Origin of the sequence: Microbacterium capsulatum (genome assembly GCF_030865425.1) — a bacterium.
In the GTDB taxonomy this organism is placed as follows: Bacteria; Actinomycetota; Actinomycetes; order Actinomycetales; family Microbacteriaceae; genus Microbacterium; species Microbacterium capsulatum.
The window spans coordinates 131086-144412 of sequence record NZ_JAVFCB010000007.1 but is presented as its reverse complement, the minus strand read 5'-3'; the positions used below and the strand labels follow the sequence as shown (position 1 = coordinate 144412).

Here is a 13327-nt window from a genome sequence, read left to right as displayed (position 1 = left end):
TCCTCATGAGTCGATGAGCGCGATGCATTTGCTTCATGCCCCGGTGGCTCCGAGACTAGGCCTCATGGAGAACGTCGGCAAGTCCCCCGCCACCGTGGGTGTGTTCCTCGCGCTGTCGCTCGTCTGGGGCGCCAGCTTCCTGTTCATCAAGGTCGGCCTGCAGGGCCTCTCCCCCGCGCAGGTCGTGCTCGGCCGGATCCTGCTCGGCGCGATCGCGCTCGCCGTGATCATGCTCGTCACCCGCCGGCGCTGGCCGCGGGAGCCGCGGGTGTGGGCGCACATGGTCGTCGTGGGCGCGTTCTTCTGCGCGATCCCGTTCTCGCTGTTCGCCTGGGCCGAGCAGTTCCTCCCGTCGAGCCTGGCCAGCATCTACAACGCGACCACGCCGATCATGACGCTGCTGCTCACGCCGCTCGTGCTGCGGTCGGAGCGGCTCGACCGCTCCCGCACGATGGGCCTCGTCATCGGCATCGTCGGCGTGGTCGTGCTGAGCGGGCCGTGGCAGTTGATCGGCGCCGCAGACCTGCGCACGACGCTTCCGGCGCAGCTCGCCTGCCTGGGCGCGACCGTCAGCTACGGTTTCGCGGGTCTGTACCTGCGCCGGTTCGTGAGCGGCCTGCCCTACGACTCGGTGACCCTGTCGTCGGTGCAGCTGACCATGGCGAGCGGAGTCGTGCTGCTGCTCGCGCCGTTCACCACGCGCGGCCCGGTCTCGCTCACCCTGCCGGTCGTGCTCAGTGTGTCCGCGCTCGGGGTACTCGGCACCGGCATCGCCTACATCTGGTTCACCCGGGTGATCCGCGCCTGGGGCCCGGTGCGCGCCTCGACGGTGACCTACCTGGCGCCCGTCATCGGCGTCGCGCTCGGCGTGCTCGTGCTGGGCGAGGGGATCCACTGGTACGAGCCGGTCGGCGGTGCGATCGTGATCGCGGGGATCCTCGTCAGCCAGGGGGTTCTGGTCCGACGGACCGCTCGAGCGGCCGCTGATCCGGTCTCGGCCGACGTGTCCTGAGCTACCGCCGCCGGCGCACCACCAGCACGATGAAGAGCGTCACGAACACGGCCACCAGGGCGCCCGCGGTGATCCCCATGCGCCGTCCCTGTCTCTCGTCGGTGAGGCCAGCGTACGCCCGTCACCCGGTTCAGCGCGGATTCCCGGATCCATACGGGCGTGCAGAGGAATAGCCTGAGCGCATGACGCTCGAGCGGTGGCGGAAGATCGCCGAATGGCCGCTGATCGGCGCGTCCGCGATCTTCCTCATCGCGTATTCGGTCCAGGCCATCTCCGACCCGCCCGGGGCGCCCGGACTGCTGCTCGAGGATCTGATCTGGGTCACCTGGGCGGTGTTCCTCCTCGACTACATCGTGTGCCTGAGCATCGCGCCGAGGCGGTGGCACTGGTTCTACACGCACCTGCTCGACTTCGGCGCCGTCGTCCTCCCGATGCTCCGCCCGCTGCGGGCGCTGCGCGTGGTCACCCTGCTGACGGTCCTGCAGCGGACCGCGGGCCGGGCACTGCGGGGCCGGATCGTCATCTACGTCGCCGGATCCGCGATCCTGCTCGTGTACGTCGCTGCCCTGGCCGTCCTCGATGTCGAGCGCAGCGGCGCCGGCCGCATCCAGACGTTCGGTGAGGCGATCTGGTGGGCCTTCACCACGATCACGACCGTCGGATACGGCGACTACGTCCCCGTGACGTTCCAGGGCCGGGTCATCGCCGTCGGCCTGATGTTCAGCGGCATCGCCCTCCTCGGTGTCGTCACCGCCACGCTCGCGTCGTGGATCGTCGAGCGGGTCTATGCGCAGGAGGCGTCCCGCCAGACCGCCACGGTCGCCCACATCGACGCGCTACGCGCCGAGATCGCCGAGCTGAAGGGGCTGCTCGCGGCGGAGGCGGAACAGCGCATCCTCGACCAGGAGGATCCTGACGCCCGCTCCGGCGTCTAGCATTTCAGGCATGACGAGCAGCGATCCGATCGACGAGATCTCCATCGGCGGCGAGTCCATCCGCCTCGGTCAGTTCCTCAAGTTCGCCGGGCTGCTCGACTCCGGCGGCAACGCCAAGGAGGCCATCATCGACGGCTACGTCGATGTCAACGGCGTGGAGGAGCGTCGCCGCGGGCGCCAGCTCGTCGACGGGGATCTGGTCGCGTTCCGGGGTCGCACGGTGCGGGTCCGCCCCTGAGGATCCCGGCCGCGGTCAGGAGCTGATGCTCCCGTCGCGGCCCGGCGGCCCGTCCAGCACCGTGGGGACGTACTCGAGCAGCTGCAGCCGATGGTCGAACGTGCGCGACTCGACCAGCTCGAGGCGGACGTCGGGGTAGCCGTCGAAGATCCGGTCCGACCCCGTCGCTCCGGTGATCACCGGGAACAGCACGACACGGTACCGGTCGACGAGACCGGCGTTCAGCAGCGCCCGGCAGAGGGCGACGCTGCCGAGCGTGCGCAGCGGCCGATCCGATTCCTCCTTCAGTCGGCGCACGAAGGTCACGGCGTCTTCGCGGACGAGGATCGAGTTCTCCCAGGTCAGCGGATCCTCGAGCGTCGACGAGAACACGTATTTCGGGATCGCGTTGAGCACGTCCGTGCCCTCCTCGCCGCCCGCCGCGAGCGCCGACATCAGCCGGTACGTCGTGGCGCCCATCAGGATCGGGGCGTCCTTGTCGATCGCGGTGTTCAGCCACTCGAAGTAGTCGGGCCCGCCCATCCCCCACAGGCCCGGCCAGCCCTCGGCGGCGCCGTAGCCGTCCAGGGAGCAGATGAAGTCGATCGTCAGGGTCTGCATGCGTGCCTCTCCTCCGCTCTCCGCGGTATCGCGGAAGATCCGCGCACGGAGGCTTCGCGAGGGAGTCTAGGCCGGGGACGGGGCGAGCGGAACAGTCGCACTCCGGAGCTCGATATTATGTGTCACAACATATAGTGTCGTGACATGAATCCCATCAGGAGGGTCTCGGTCGTCAGCACCGGCAGCGTCGCGATCCGTCCCGAGCACGTGTCCCGCACGGGCGCACCCCTGCTCTGGTGGCTCGCGACCTCGCGCCGGTGGACTTCTCCTCGCCCGATCAACGTCTACGTGATCGAGCACGAGAAGGGCCTCGTCCTGTTCGACACCGGCCAGGATCGGGCATCCGTCACGGATCCCGACTACTTCCCCCGTGGTCTCAACGGCTTCTTCTATCGCCGCCTGGCCCGGTTCGCGATCGCTCCCGACGAGACGCTGACGGCGCAGCTGGCACGGATCGGGTACGACATCGCCGACGTCCGCACCGTGGTCGTCTCGCACCTGCACCAGGACCACATCGGCGGCCTCGCCGAGCTCACGCACGCGAGCATCCTCGTCGGCGCGGCCGAGCTCGATGCCGCGCGCGGCCGTTCCGCAGAGCTCGGCGGCTATCTGGCGAAGCACATCTTCCTGCCGGGCCTGAACTGGGTCCCGGTGCACGGCGAGCTCGACCTCTTCGGCGACGGAGCCATCACCCTGCTGCCGACCCCGGGCCACACCCCGGGATCCCTCTCCGCCCTCGTGCAGCGGGCCGATCCGCCTCCCCTCCTGCTGGTCGGGGATCTCACCTACGACGTGGCCCTCCTCGGCCAGGACGTGATCCCCGGCGTCGGCGACAAGGCCGGCCTGCACGCATCGACCCGACGCGTGGCGCACCTCGCCGAACTCCATCCGGGCCTCGTCGTGCTCGCCGCTCACGACCCCGCGGCGCAGGGGCTGCTGGACGCGGCGAATCGCACCCTGGAGTGAAGGGATGAGGCAGGCAGAGAAGATCCGCTACCTCCTGCTCGCCGCGCAGCGCGAGGGCAACCGCCGGCTCGCGGCCGCGCTCGAGCCGCTCGGGCTCTCCCCCGCACAGTCCGAGGTGCTGCGCATCCTCGGCGACAACGGTGAGCTCACCGTCTCCGGCGTCGGCCGCATGCTCGTCTGCGACAGCGGCACCAACCCCTCCCGACTCATCGAACGGCTCGTGCAGGCCGGCCTCATCGAACGGATCGAGGACCCGGGCGACCGCCGCCGGGTGCACCTCCGGCTGACGGCGACGGGGATGGCCAAGGAGCAGGAGACCCGGGCCGTCGAGGATGCGCTGTACGAGGCGATCGACGGCCTTCCGGGCGCGGCGGAGCTCATCGCACCGCTCGAACTCCTCGTCGCGGGCCACCCCGCCGGCGAGGCGCTGCGGCGACGCATCGACGCCGATCCCGGGGTCTGATCGCCACCCGGCGTCAGTGGAAGTCGCCGCCGCCCTGGAAGTCGCTCGCCATGTCGGCGAAGCGGGAGAAGTGGCCCTGGAAGGCGACTTGGATCGTCGCGGTCGGGCCGTTACGGTGCTTGGCCACGATGAGGTCCGCCTCGCCGGGGCGCACGTCCTTGTCGTAGACGGAGTCGCGGTGCAGCAGGATCACCATGTCGGCGTCCTGCTCGATCGAGCCCGACTCGCGCAGGTCGCTGATCGCGGGCTTCTTGTCCTGCCGCTGCTCAGAGCCACGGTTCAGCTGCGAGAGCGCGATCACCGGCACCTGCAGCTCCTTCGCGAGCAGCTTCAGGGCACGGGAGAACTCCGAGACCTCCTGCTGACGCGACTCGACCTTCTTGCCGCTCGTCATCAGCTGCAGGTAATCGATGACGACCATCCTCAGGCCGACGCGCTGCTTGAGCCGACGGCACTTCGCGCGGATCTCGACGAGCGTCATGTTCGGGCTGTCGTCGATGTACAGGGGGGCGTCGTTGATGCGCCCACGGGTGGCGGCGACCGTGGTCCAGTCGCGCTGGTCGAGCGTGCCCTTGCGCAGGTTCTGCAGCGGCACGGCGCCTTCGGCGCTGAGCAGGCGCATGGCGATCTCGGCCTTGCCCATCTCGAGGGAGAAGAAGATCGACGGCTGGTTGTGCCCGATCGAGGCGGCACGGGCGAAGTCGAGCGCGAGCGTCGACTTTCCCATCGCGGGACGGGCCGCGACGACGATCATCTGCCCGCCGTGCAGGCCGTTGGTGAGCTCGTCGAGCTCGCGGAACCCGGTCGGCACGCCGGTCATGGATCCGTCGCGGCCGCTTGCGGCCTCCATCTCCTCGACGGCCGCATCGACGGCGACGGTGAGCGGGACGTAGTCCTCGGCCTGCTCCATGCCGGTGACGGAGTAGATCTCGGCCTGGGCGCTGTTGACGAGGTCGACCGCGTCGCCCTGACCGTCGTAGCCCATCTGCACGATGCGGGTGCCGGCGTCGACGAGCTTGCGCAGGATCGCGCGCTCCGACACGATCCCGGCGTAGAAGCCGGCGTTGGCCGCGGTCGGCACGATCGAGGTCAGCGAGTGCAGGTAGTCGGCGCCGCCGGCGCGGGACAGGTTGCCCGTCTTGATGAGCTCGTCGGTGACCGCGATGACGTCGGTCGGCTCGCCATGCGAGTACAGCGAGAGGACCGCGTCGAAGATCAGCTCGTGCTTGGGGATGTAGAAGTCGGATCCGCGCAGCGACTCGATGACGTCGGCGACCGCGTCCTTCGAGAGAAGCATGCCGCCGAGCGTGGACTGCTCGGCCATGAGGTCGTGCGGAGGGGTCCGCTCGGGGCCGCGCTCCATACCGAGCCGCTCTTCGGCGATGTCCGCGATCGACACACGCGCCCCTCTCTGCTCTCCCCTGGCCGTGCGCACCCCCGTCGGATCCGCACGCGGACGGGACCAATGCCCGTGTGCAACAGCACACCAGGGGGGTCCGACATCGGGGTTGCTCGACCACGCTAGAAGGGCCGCTCCACGGGTGCAACACCCCCTGTGGATAACTCTGTGGAGAGTCTGCGGGAAACTCTGGAGTGTCTGTGCAGAACGCCTGGGGATAACTGTGGGGAACACTCGGGAATGAGCCCGATTATTTCCTTTGGAACAGGGATTCTTCGTTTCCCCAGCCTGTGGATGGGATTCTGCCTCAAGTACTTCTTGAAGGTTCGTAAGGGCGCCGCTCAGATGTGCACAACTTGGGGATGACGCTCAGGTCCGCCCCCCGTTTGTCAAGTCGTCTTTTCGGCGGGTGTGGCGCGCGCGGATCCGGATCCGGATCGGCCCGTCCGAGCGCTCTGATCCAGCCGTCCCGGACCACCGGGACGGCACATCCATGCCGTGAGGCGCAACGGTTTCAGCGGCGGTGACCGCGCGAGATCAGGCCGGCGGCGGCCACCGATCCCAGTGCGATCAGACCCAGCGCGCCCGCGAGGACGCCCACCGCGGTCGCGTCGGCGTACGGATCGTTCGGTGCGGCGATCTGCATCACGTACGTCTCGGACACCGGCTTCACGGACACGGACGTTGCGGTGCCCTCCGCGGACGCGGCCGGGACCATGATCAGGACCCCTGCGAGCGTGAGCGTCCCCGTGGCGGATGCGACATGTCGGAGCGCCCCAGCGCTCCCCTTCGAACGGGACATCGTCCCTCCCCAGAATTCGATGTGATCGATGGAAGACCACGTGGAAGAGGAGTGACATCTCCGGTCACGGTGAAGAACGATGCGACGCGCCTTTTCCCCAAGGATCGTCGTTTCCGGCCCCACACCGGCAGGTTTCACACCCCAGTCGCGCAACCTTTGAGCGCAATATACCGCTCTATCGCTTCGCCTGCAATATTTCGGTTCCTCTGGACGGATGCCGCGCACCGGCGTACTGTCAGCCCCAAAGAACACTCGGTCTAGGGACGGACTGTGTTGTCGGGGGTGAACGTGGACGGGAGCAGCGACGCGATGCGTCGGGCCGGATTCGGCCTGCTCGCCGGGGCGTGCCTCGCGCTCGGCTGGGCGGCGCTCTCCGTGCTGCTCGGTTCGGGCCCGGCCCACGCGAGCGAGCCGTCCAACCCGAACGCAGCGGGACAGGGCACCGTGCTCACCTCGCTCGTCCGCACCGTCGACGCGGCGATCCCGCCTGTCGGGACCGCGGTGACGAACACCGTGACGGAACCGGCGCGAACGGTCGCGTCGGCGGCCGTCAACGCCGTTGCCGCTCCGACGACGCCGGCCCCTCCGGCTCCCGGCGGGCATCCCGCCCCGATCCTCGAGGACGCTCCGGCACCCGCCGTCACTGCGCCGGTGGTGGGCGCGGTCGCCCCCGTGGTCGGGGCGACGCTCGCACCGGCACTCGACGAAGCGACGGGCCACGTCGACGCCCTCGCGGCGACCGCCATCGACGTCGTGACCCGCGACGTCGCACGCCCCGTCACCGCCTCCCTCGGATCAGAACCGGTCACGTCGATCGCGTCACCCGTCGTCGACAGGCTGCACCACGGCGTTGCCGTCGGCGCGCTTCGCCCGCCACTGACGGCACCCGTGACGCACTCGGGCGATCCCGCGCTCCTCGTCGCCGCGGCTCAGCCACGGGGTCCCGCCCCCTGGGCGGTGCGTGCCGTTGCGCGAGGGGAGTCCGTCTTCCCACCGCTGGACCGCGGGCCCTCCGACTCGGATACGTCGGCCGCCCGACCACCCGGTGCTCCGCCCTCCGCGCCGCCCGCTCCCCCGTCGCCCGGTCCCTGGTGGGGCCTGGCGAGTCCTGCGGTGACGGGCGCCTCCGGATCGGGCGCCGCCTCCGCACCGCTCGCCTCCGCCGCCGAGCACCCCTTGACCGGCACCCTCCCGCCCTCAGGGCGCGCTGCGGGCGCGCCTGAAGACGACGATCTCCCCTCCTCGCCGGTGTATCCCGCCGACGTCGCTCCTGACTGAGTCCGACGGGCTGTCCTCGACGACAGCGGATAACGCGCGATCGCGCACGATCACCCGAAACGACTCGATGTCAGGAGCATCATCATGCCCGCATCCGTGAAGCATGCCCTCCGGGGCGCGCTCGGCGCCACGACCGCCGGCAGCCGCGGCGACGCGCCACCGCCTCGGTTCCTGCTCGCACTGCCGCTCGCGTCGACCGACGCGGGCCCCCTGATCCACCGGGCTCGCATGAGCTGATGCCCGGTTCTCGCCGACCGGTCGCCGTCCCCAGTGGCGACCCGCCGGCCAGCGCATGCGCGTCCGGAAGCGCCTTCCCCAGCGGCCCCTTCCGTTGACGAAGCGCATGCGAACGGGGCCGTCTCCCGAAGGAGACGGCCCCGTTCAGGGCGTGCGCAGCCTTACTTGGCGGCGACGACCTGCAGCGTGATCACGGCGGTCACGTCGTCGTGCAGACGAACGGTGGCCTCGTGCTCGCCGACCGACTTGATCGGCGAGGTGATGTGCACCTTGCGCTTGTCGATCGCACCGACGCCCGCGGCCTCGACGGCGGCGGCGACATCGGCGGTCTTGACCGAGCCGAACAGGCGACCCTCCGCACCGGCCTTGACGGCCAGGCGGATCTTGGCGGCCTCGAGCGCGTTCTTCAGCGCCACGGCGTCGTCACGGTCGTGGATCGCGCGCGCCTGACGGGCGGCGCGGATCTGCTCGACCTGCTTCTCGCCACCGCGCGACCACGCGACGGCGAAACCCTGCGGGACGAGGTAGTTGCGGGCGTACCCGTTCTTGACCTCGACCACGTCACCGGCGCTACCGAGCCCGGCGACCTCATTCGTGAGAATCAGCTTTGCCATGTCGGTGCTCCTTAGCGGCCGGCGCCGGCGTAGGGCAGGAGAGCCATCTCGCGCGCGTTCTTGATCGCCTTGGCGATCAGACGCTGCTCCTGCACGGACACACCGGTGATACGACGGGCGCGGATCTTGCCGCGCTCCGAGATGAACTTGCGGAGGGTCGCGACGTCCTTGTAGTCGATGACACCCACGCGGATGGACTTCGCGGGAGCGGCGTTCTTCGCGCCCTTCCGCGGCTTGCGGCGGTCGCCGCTCGACTTTCCAGCCATGAGTTTTCCTTACGAGAAATGATGATCGGATCCGTGAGGATCCGGAATCTTGTTGTGTCCGGCCGGGCCCCTCTCAGGGACCGGAGACCCGCCTCAAAAAGGCGTGTCGTCGCCGAAGCTGCCGGGAGTGCTCCACGCGTCGGCGCTCGAAGAGCCGGGCGTCGACCACGGCTCCTCCGAGACCTGCTGCTGCGGACGACCGCCGCCCTGGAAGCTCCCGCCGCCGCCGGTCGAGGCGGCACGGGTGACCTGGGCGGTCGCGTAACGCAGCGAGGGGCCGATCTCGTCGACCTCCAGCTCGATCGCGGTGCGGTTGTTGCCGTCGCGGTCCTGGTAGGAGCGCTGACGCAGGCGTCCGGATGCGATGACCCGCATGCCCTTCGTCAGGGAACCCGCCACGTGCTCGGCGAACTCGCGCCACACGGACGCGCGGAGGAACAGCGCTTCGCCGTCCTTCCACTCGTTCGCCTGGCGGTCGAACGTGCGGGGCGTCGAGGCGATGGTGAAGTTCGCCACCGGCAGCCCGTTCTGCGTGTAGCGCAGCTCGGGGTCGGCGGTGAGGTTCCCCACCACGGTGATGACGGTCTCGCCGGCCATGGTGCCTTAGACCTTCGCGGCCTTGGGCTTGCGGGCGGCCTTCTCCTCGGCGCGCTTGGCCTCGGCGGCGACCTGGGCGATCGCTTCCTCGGCACGCAGCACCTTGGTGCGGAACACGAGCTCGCTGAGGTTCAGCTGGCGGTCGAGTTCGTTGGTGGCCTCGCTGGTCGCGGTGAAGTTCACGACGGCGTAGATGCCCTCGGTCTTCTTGTTGATCTCGTAGGCGAAACGGCGCTTGCCCCAGATGTCGACCTTGTCAATCGAGCCACCATCGTTGGTGATGACCTTCAGGAACTTGTCGAGGTTCGGGGCGACCTGGCGCTCGTCCAGCTCGGGGGTCAGAATGACCATGAGCTCGTACTGGTGCGTCACTTACCCACCTCCTTCGGACTAGAACGGCTTCCGGGACTTTCCCGGAAGCAGGAGGGTGTGTTGCACGTGCCGGGGCATGATGCGCCCAGGCAACCTGCACAGCTTAGCGGATCCGCCTGACCGTCGCGAACCAGGATCCCGCGGAGGCACAGGCGCGGGAGACCCTGCGACGGATGCACGATCGCGCGACGGATGCACGACGGATCCGGCGAACGGGTCGTGCAGGCGTCGCACGGTCGGGCGGGCGTCGCATGGTCGGGCGGGCGTCGCACGTCCGGCTCCCGCGCGACGGCTCGGGAACATCGGTAGCGTGGCCGGCATGGACCAGGTCGACATCGGATGGGAGCCGGCGCGCGAGGCGAACCGGGAGAACTGGGACGAGCGCGCGGCCCTGCACGTCGAGGCGTACGGGCTGGACGCGTACGACGACCCGACCCACCTCTCCGAGGTCGTGCGCGCCGATGCCGCAGCCCTCGCGCCGTTCCTCGCGGACGGCTTCGACGGGCTCGACGTCTGCCACCTGCAGTGCCACATCGGCACCGACACGCTCTCCCTGGCGCGCCTCGGCGCCCGGGTCACCGGCGTCGACTTCTCCCGGCCCGCCCTCGACGCGGCGGCGGCCCTCGCCGGCCGCCTGGGTCTCGAGGCGACCTGGGTGCAGACCGACGTGCTCGACGCCCGGGCCGCCGTGGCCGGCGACTTCGACCTCGTCTACACGAGCATCGGCACGATCACGTGGCTGAAGGACCTGGATCGCTGGGCGACGCAGATCGCCGGGCTGCTCCGTCCCGGCGGCACCTTCTACATCCGCGACGGGCACCCCCTCGTGTACAGCCTCGATGAGGAGCGCGACGAGCTCGTGCTGCGCTACCCCTACTTCGGTGACGGATCCGCGCAGGCGTGGGACGATCCGGGCACCTACGTCGGCGACGGCACGGTCACGCACACCCGCACGTACGAGTGGCCGCACCCCCTCTCCGAGGTCGTGAACGCGCTCATCGGAGCGGGCCTGCGGATCGTGCGGATGGACGAGGGCAAGACCCTGCCCTGGCGGTTCAGCCCGCGGATGACCCCGGTCGGCGAGGACTTCGAGTGGCCGCGCGCGGAGCGCGACCTCGTGCCCTGCACGTTCACGGTCATCGCGATCAAGGACTGAGCGGCGCGGGTAGCCTGACGGCATGCGCTGGCAGGACGACACCGAGGTCGGGAGCTGGATCCGGGATCGCCTGGGCGGCTGGTCCGACGGCATGCACGCGGTCGTGCCGCACGGGTTCGAGGCGTATGCGCGGGTGTTCCACCGCGCTTCGGTGCGCAGCGCGTCCGGGCCGGCAGTGACGACCGAGGCCTGGCGTGCACTGCCGGACGACGGGTTCGAGCGGCTCAGGGCGCAGACGCGCGACGAGCCGGCGACCTGGGCGACGACGGCCGAGGCGTTCGGCACGACCCTGCACCCGCTCGCGCAATGGAACCGCATCGTGCGGACGCCCGAGGGCGAGGACTGGCATCATCGGCGCGCTCCGGACGGACGTCTGTTCACCGCGCCGATCGAGGGCGACCTGCCGCCGGAGGAGCTCGCGCCCGTCGCCGAGCACCTCGTCGTGCACACCACGACGCCCGACGACGGCGTGGCTGGCGTCTGGGAGGGCTGGGGCGGGCTGCTCGGCGGTCACATGTCGACGGCGCGGGTGTTACTGGCCGCCGATGACGACGACCCCGCGGCGGGTCCGCACGCGGAGATGCTCGCCCGCAGCTTCCACGACCCGTTCAACAACCCGTATCCGAAGGCGGTCTGGCAGGACGGGATCCTCTCCCGGGAGATCTCCGAAGGAGCGCGCCTCGAGCTGCCGCAGCGCAACCACGTGCTGTTCGCGGCGCCGCCGCGCGCGTTCGCCGATCCGTCCTGGGTGCTCTCCGCCCCGTGGCGCGACCCTTCGACCGGCCCAGGGGCCGGTGCCGAGGCCCACGGCCTCCCGCCGACCGCGCAGCACCCGAGCCTGATCTGGCCGGCGGATCGCGCCTGGATACTGGTCAGCGAGATCGACTTCGACTCGACGGTCGTCGGCGGGTCCGCCGCGCTCGTGCGGGCGCTGTGCGCGGATCCGCGGATCGAAGCCCTGCCGATCGCCGAGGGCGCCGACCTCTCCTGGGACGCCGACGACGTGAACCGCTGATCCGATCCCGGTCGCCTCAGGCGACGGATCCGCGCGGCCGAGACGAGACGCCGTCTCTTCCGGACGCCGGGTTTCGTCCGCTGCGCTCGCTCGACGACCGATGGCGTGCGACTCTGAGGAGCGTGGACACACCTCAATCGCCCACACGGGCCTTCCCGTTCGACGCCCGGCCGCTGACGGATCCCGTCGATCCGGCGGCACTGGCGGCGTACCGGCGTTCCGTGAGGACGACCCGGACGTGGGGCGATGTCGCCAAGACCGTCGGCGCCGTGCTCGTCTTCGCCTTCGTCGGCGTCATGTTCCTGATCGTCGCCGTGGTGATGGTGGGCGTCATCGTGTCGGCCGGTGGCGGGAGCAGCTTCGGGCTGAGCGCATTCGTGCCGGTCCTGCTCATCCTCGCGGTGGGCGGCGTGATCGCGCTGCTGGTCGTGCTGCGGCACCGGCAGGGCATCCGGCAGTACCGACTGGCGACCTTCGCCGCCGCGAACGGCATGACGTACGTGCCGGAGGTGAAGGATCCGCCCCTGCCCGGCATGATCTTCGACCTCGGACGGGGACGGATCGCGAAGAGCCTCGTCCGCGGCACCGCGCCGCGCTTCGTCGAGTTCGCGAACTACCAGTACACGACCGGATCCGGGAAGGAAGCCCAGACGCACGAATGGGGCTACATCGCGATCAGGCTCGACGTGCCGCTGCCGAACATCGTGCTCGACTCGCTCGCGAACAACGGCTTCCTCGGGTCGAACCTCCCCGCGCGCTACGACAGGCATCAGCGGCTGTCGCTCGAGGGCGACTTCGACCGCCGCTTCGCGCTGTACTGCCCGGTCGGCTACGAGCGCGACGCCCTGTACCTGTTCACGCCCGACATCATGGCCCGGTTCCTCGACCACGCGGCGGCGTTCGACGTCGAGATCGTCGACGACTGGCTGTTCCTGTACGCGCAGCGGCAGGAGGTGTCGACCGTGGATCCGGCCGTGTGGGCGCGGATGTTCGCGACCGTCGGCGCGGTGATCGACAAGCTCGCGCAATGGGCGCGGTGGCGGGACGAGCGGCTCGCCGCCTCGGGGGTCGCTTCGGGAGCGGCGGCCTCGGCTCCGGGGGCGCCGGGCGTGCCGGTCGCGCCGCCGGGCTTCCTTCCCGCCGGCGTGGCCGCGCCGACGCCGATGCCCGGCGCGTCGCGGTGGGCTCCCCCGCCGGGCGTGGCCGCGCCGGGACGGCGACTCAAACGGAGTTTCTCCTGGGGCGCGCTGATCTTCGGGGTCGTCGTGATCGTGTGGGTGTTCGGCAACTTCTTCGGAGGCGTCATCGGGGCGCTGTTCTCGCACTGACGGCCCCGTCCCCCGGCGCGCGGGGGATCCGGTCACTCGGAGATGGAAA

Annotated in this window: 17 protein-coding genes; 10 read left to right on the top strand and 7 right to left on the bottom strand. The window is 70.0% G+C overall.

What is annotated here, in order from left to right:
* Positions 1 to 64 precede the first annotated feature (64 nt).
* From RBR11_RS13065 to RBR11_RS13055, 3 genes are all read left to right on the top strand, one after another.
* Positions 65 to 1012 carry a DMT family transporter gene (locus tag RBR11_RS13065; RefSeq protein WP_308489785.1) on the top strand — a complete coding sequence of 316 codons (948 nt, stop codon included), beginning with the start codon at positions 65 to 67 and terminating at the stop codon, positions 1010 to 1012.
* Between the two features lie 182 nt (positions 1013 to 1194).
* Positions 1195 to 1947, top strand: a complete 753-nt coding sequence (locus RBR11_RS13060) for a potassium channel family protein (protein WP_308489784.1) — start codon at positions 1195 to 1197, stop codon at positions 1945 to 1947.
* A gap of 10 nt (positions 1948 to 1957) precedes the next feature.
* On the top strand, positions 1958 to 2185 hold the full coding sequence (locus RBR11_RS13055; protein WP_308489783.1) for an RNA-binding S4 domain-containing protein: 228 nt from the start codon (positions 1958 to 1960) through the stop codon (positions 2183 to 2185).
* Positions 2186 to 2200: 15 nt separating this feature from the next.
* Here RBR11_RS13055 and RBR11_RS13050 read toward each other — a convergent pair whose 3' ends face one another.
* Positions 2201 to 2785: a dihydrofolate reductase family protein gene (locus tag RBR11_RS13050; protein ID WP_308489782.1), complete on the bottom strand. Its 585-nt coding sequence runs from the start codon at positions 2783 to 2785 to the stop codon at positions 2201 to 2203.
* A 144-nt stretch (positions 2786 to 2929) separates the two neighbouring features.
* On the opposite strand from RBR11_RS13050, the gene RBR11_RS13045 reads away from it, so the two are divergent.
* Together RBR11_RS13045 and RBR11_RS13040 are read left to right on the top strand one after the other, a co-directional pair.
* The gene (locus tag RBR11_RS13045; RefSeq protein ID WP_308489781.1) at positions 2930 to 3751 is read left to right on the top strand and encodes an N-acyl homoserine lactonase family protein; all 822 of its coding nucleotides are present in this window, start codon (positions 2930 to 2932) and stop codon (positions 3749 to 3751) included.
* Positions 3752 to 3755: 4 nt separating this feature from the next.
* Positions 3756 to 4214 carry a MarR family winged helix-turn-helix transcriptional regulator gene (locus tag RBR11_RS13040; RefSeq protein ID WP_308489780.1) on the top strand — a complete coding sequence of 153 codons (459 nt, stop codon included), beginning with the start codon at positions 3756 to 3758 and terminating at the stop codon, positions 4212 to 4214.
* Between the two features lie 13 nt (positions 4215 to 4227).
* Here the strand turns inward: RBR11_RS13040 and dnaB are convergent, their stop codons facing one another.
* Positions 4228 to 5577, bottom strand: coding sequence for a replicative DNA helicase (gene dnaB, locus RBR11_RS13035; RefSeq protein ID WP_308489898.1), 1350 nt, complete (start codon positions 5575 to 5577; stop codon positions 4228 to 4230).
* A gap of 550 nt (positions 5578 to 6127) precedes the next feature.
* On the bottom strand, positions 6128 to 6331 hold the full coding sequence (locus tag RBR11_RS13030; protein ID WP_308489779.1) for a hypothetical protein: 204 nt from the start codon (positions 6329 to 6331) through the stop codon (positions 6128 to 6130).
* Between the two features lie 372 nt (positions 6332 to 6703).
* Here RBR11_RS13030 and RBR11_RS13025 point away from each other — a divergent pair, with 372 nt between their 5' ends.
* A complete protein-coding gene (locus RBR11_RS13025; protein ID WP_308489778.1) occupies positions 6704 to 7693 on the top strand; it encodes a hypothetical protein in 990 nt (329 codons plus the stop codon).
* 84 nt (positions 7694 to 7777) lie between these two features.
* Positions 7778 to 7930 carry a hypothetical protein gene (locus RBR11_RS13020; protein ID WP_308489777.1) on the top strand — a complete coding sequence of 51 codons (153 nt, stop codon included), beginning with the start codon at positions 7778 to 7780 and terminating at the stop codon, positions 7928 to 7930.
* 161 nt (positions 7931 to 8091) lie between these two features.
* On the opposite strand, the gene rplI is transcribed toward RBR11_RS13020, so the two are convergent.
* The 4 genes from rplI to rpsF form a co-directional block, all read right to left on the bottom strand.
* The gene (gene rplI, locus RBR11_RS13015) at positions 8092 to 8544 is read right to left on the bottom strand and encodes a 50S ribosomal protein L9 (protein ID WP_308489776.1); all 453 of its coding nucleotides are present in this window, start codon (positions 8542 to 8544) and stop codon (positions 8092 to 8094) included.
* A gap of 11 nt (positions 8545 to 8555) precedes the next feature.
* The gene (gene rpsR / locus RBR11_RS13010; protein WP_040168021.1) at positions 8556 to 8810 is read right to left on the bottom strand and encodes a 30S ribosomal protein S18; all 255 of its coding nucleotides are present in this window, start codon (positions 8808 to 8810) and stop codon (positions 8556 to 8558) included.
* 93 nt (positions 8811 to 8903) lie between these two features.
* Positions 8904 to 9407 (bottom strand): single-stranded DNA-binding protein, encoded by a 504-nt coding sequence (locus RBR11_RS13005; protein ID WP_308489775.1) that lies wholly within the window; start codon positions 9405 to 9407, stop codon positions 8904 to 8906.
* A 6-nt stretch (positions 9408 to 9413) separates the two neighbouring features.
* On the bottom strand, positions 9414 to 9779 hold the full coding sequence (rpsF, locus tag RBR11_RS13000) for a 30S ribosomal protein S6 (protein WP_308489774.1): 366 nt from the start codon (positions 9777 to 9779) through the stop codon (positions 9414 to 9416).
* A 319-nt stretch (positions 9780 to 10098) separates the two neighbouring features.
* Between rpsF and RBR11_RS12995 the strand changes: the two genes are divergently transcribed.
* The 3 genes from RBR11_RS12995 to RBR11_RS12985 all read left to right on the top strand — a co-directional run bounded on the left by RBR11_RS12995 (position 10099) and on the right by RBR11_RS12985 (position 13278).
* On the top strand, positions 10099 to 10935 hold the full coding sequence (locus RBR11_RS12995; protein WP_308489773.1) for a class I SAM-dependent methyltransferase: 837 nt from the start codon (positions 10099 to 10101) through the stop codon (positions 10933 to 10935).
* A 22-nt stretch (positions 10936 to 10957) separates the two neighbouring features.
* Complete coding sequence (locus RBR11_RS12990) at positions 10958 to 11950, top strand: hypothetical protein (RefSeq protein ID WP_308489772.1); 993 nt, start codon at positions 10958 to 10960, stop codon at positions 11948 to 11950.
* A gap of 122 nt (positions 11951 to 12072) precedes the next feature.
* Positions 12073 to 13278: a hypothetical protein gene (locus RBR11_RS12985; protein ID WP_308489771.1), complete on the top strand. Its 1206-nt coding sequence runs from the start codon at positions 12073 to 12075 to the stop codon at positions 13276 to 13278.
* The last annotated feature ends 49 nt before the right edge of the window (positions 13279 to 13327 follow it).

Bases quoted from the DNA above. Each gene is read 5' to 3' on its own strand.
- RBR11_RS13065 (WP_308489785.1), top strand. From the start codon at position 65: ATGGAGAACGTCGGCAAGTCCCCCGCCACCGTGGGTGTGTTCCTCGCG.
- RBR11_RS13060 (WP_308489784.1), top strand. From the start codon at position 1,195: ATGACGCTCGAGCGGTGGCGGAAGATCGCCGAATGGCCGCTGATCGGC.
- RBR11_RS13055 (WP_308489783.1), top strand. From the start codon at position 1,958: ATGACGAGCAGCGATCCGATCGACGAGATCTCCATCGGCGGCGAGTCC.
- RBR11_RS13050 (WP_308489782.1), bottom strand. From the start codon at position 2,785: ATGCAGACCCTGACGATCGACTTCATCTGCTCCCTGGACGGCTACGGC.
- RBR11_RS13045 (WP_308489781.1), top strand. From the start codon at position 2,930: ATGAATCCCATCAGGAGGGTCTCGGTCGTCAGCACCGGCAGCGTCGCG.
- RBR11_RS13040 (WP_308489780.1), top strand. From the start codon at position 3,756: ATGAGGCAGGCAGAGAAGATCCGCTACCTCCTGCTCGCCGCGCAGCGC.
- dnaB (WP_308489898.1), bottom strand. From the start codon at position 5,577: ATGGAGCGCGGCCCCGAGCGGACCCCTCCGCACGACCTCATGGCCGAG.
- RBR11_RS13030 (WP_308489779.1), bottom strand. From the start codon at position 6,331: ATGGTCCCGGCCGCGTCCGCGGAGGGCACCGCAACGTCCGTGTCCGTG.
- RBR11_RS13020 (WP_308489777.1), top strand. From the start codon at position 7,778: ATGCCCGCATCCGTGAAGCATGCCCTCCGGGGCGCGCTCGGCGCCACG.
- rplI (WP_308489776.1), bottom strand. From the start codon at position 8,544: ATGGCAAAGCTGATTCTCACGAATGAGGTCGCCGGGCTCGGTAGCGCC.
- rpsR (WP_040168021.1), bottom strand. From the start codon at position 8,810: ATGGCTGGAAAGTCGAGCGGCGACCGCCGCAAGCCGCGGAAGGGCGCG.
- RBR11_RS13005 (WP_308489775.1), bottom strand. From the start codon at position 9,407: ATGGCCGGCGAGACCGTCATCACCGTGGTGGGGAACCTCACCGCCGAC.
- RBR11_RS12995 (WP_308489773.1), top strand. From the start codon at position 10,099: ATGGACCAGGTCGACATCGGATGGGAGCCGGCGCGCGAGGCGAACCGG.
- RBR11_RS12990 (WP_308489772.1), top strand. From the start codon at position 10,958: ATGCGCTGGCAGGACGACACCGAGGTCGGGAGCTGGATCCGGGATCGC.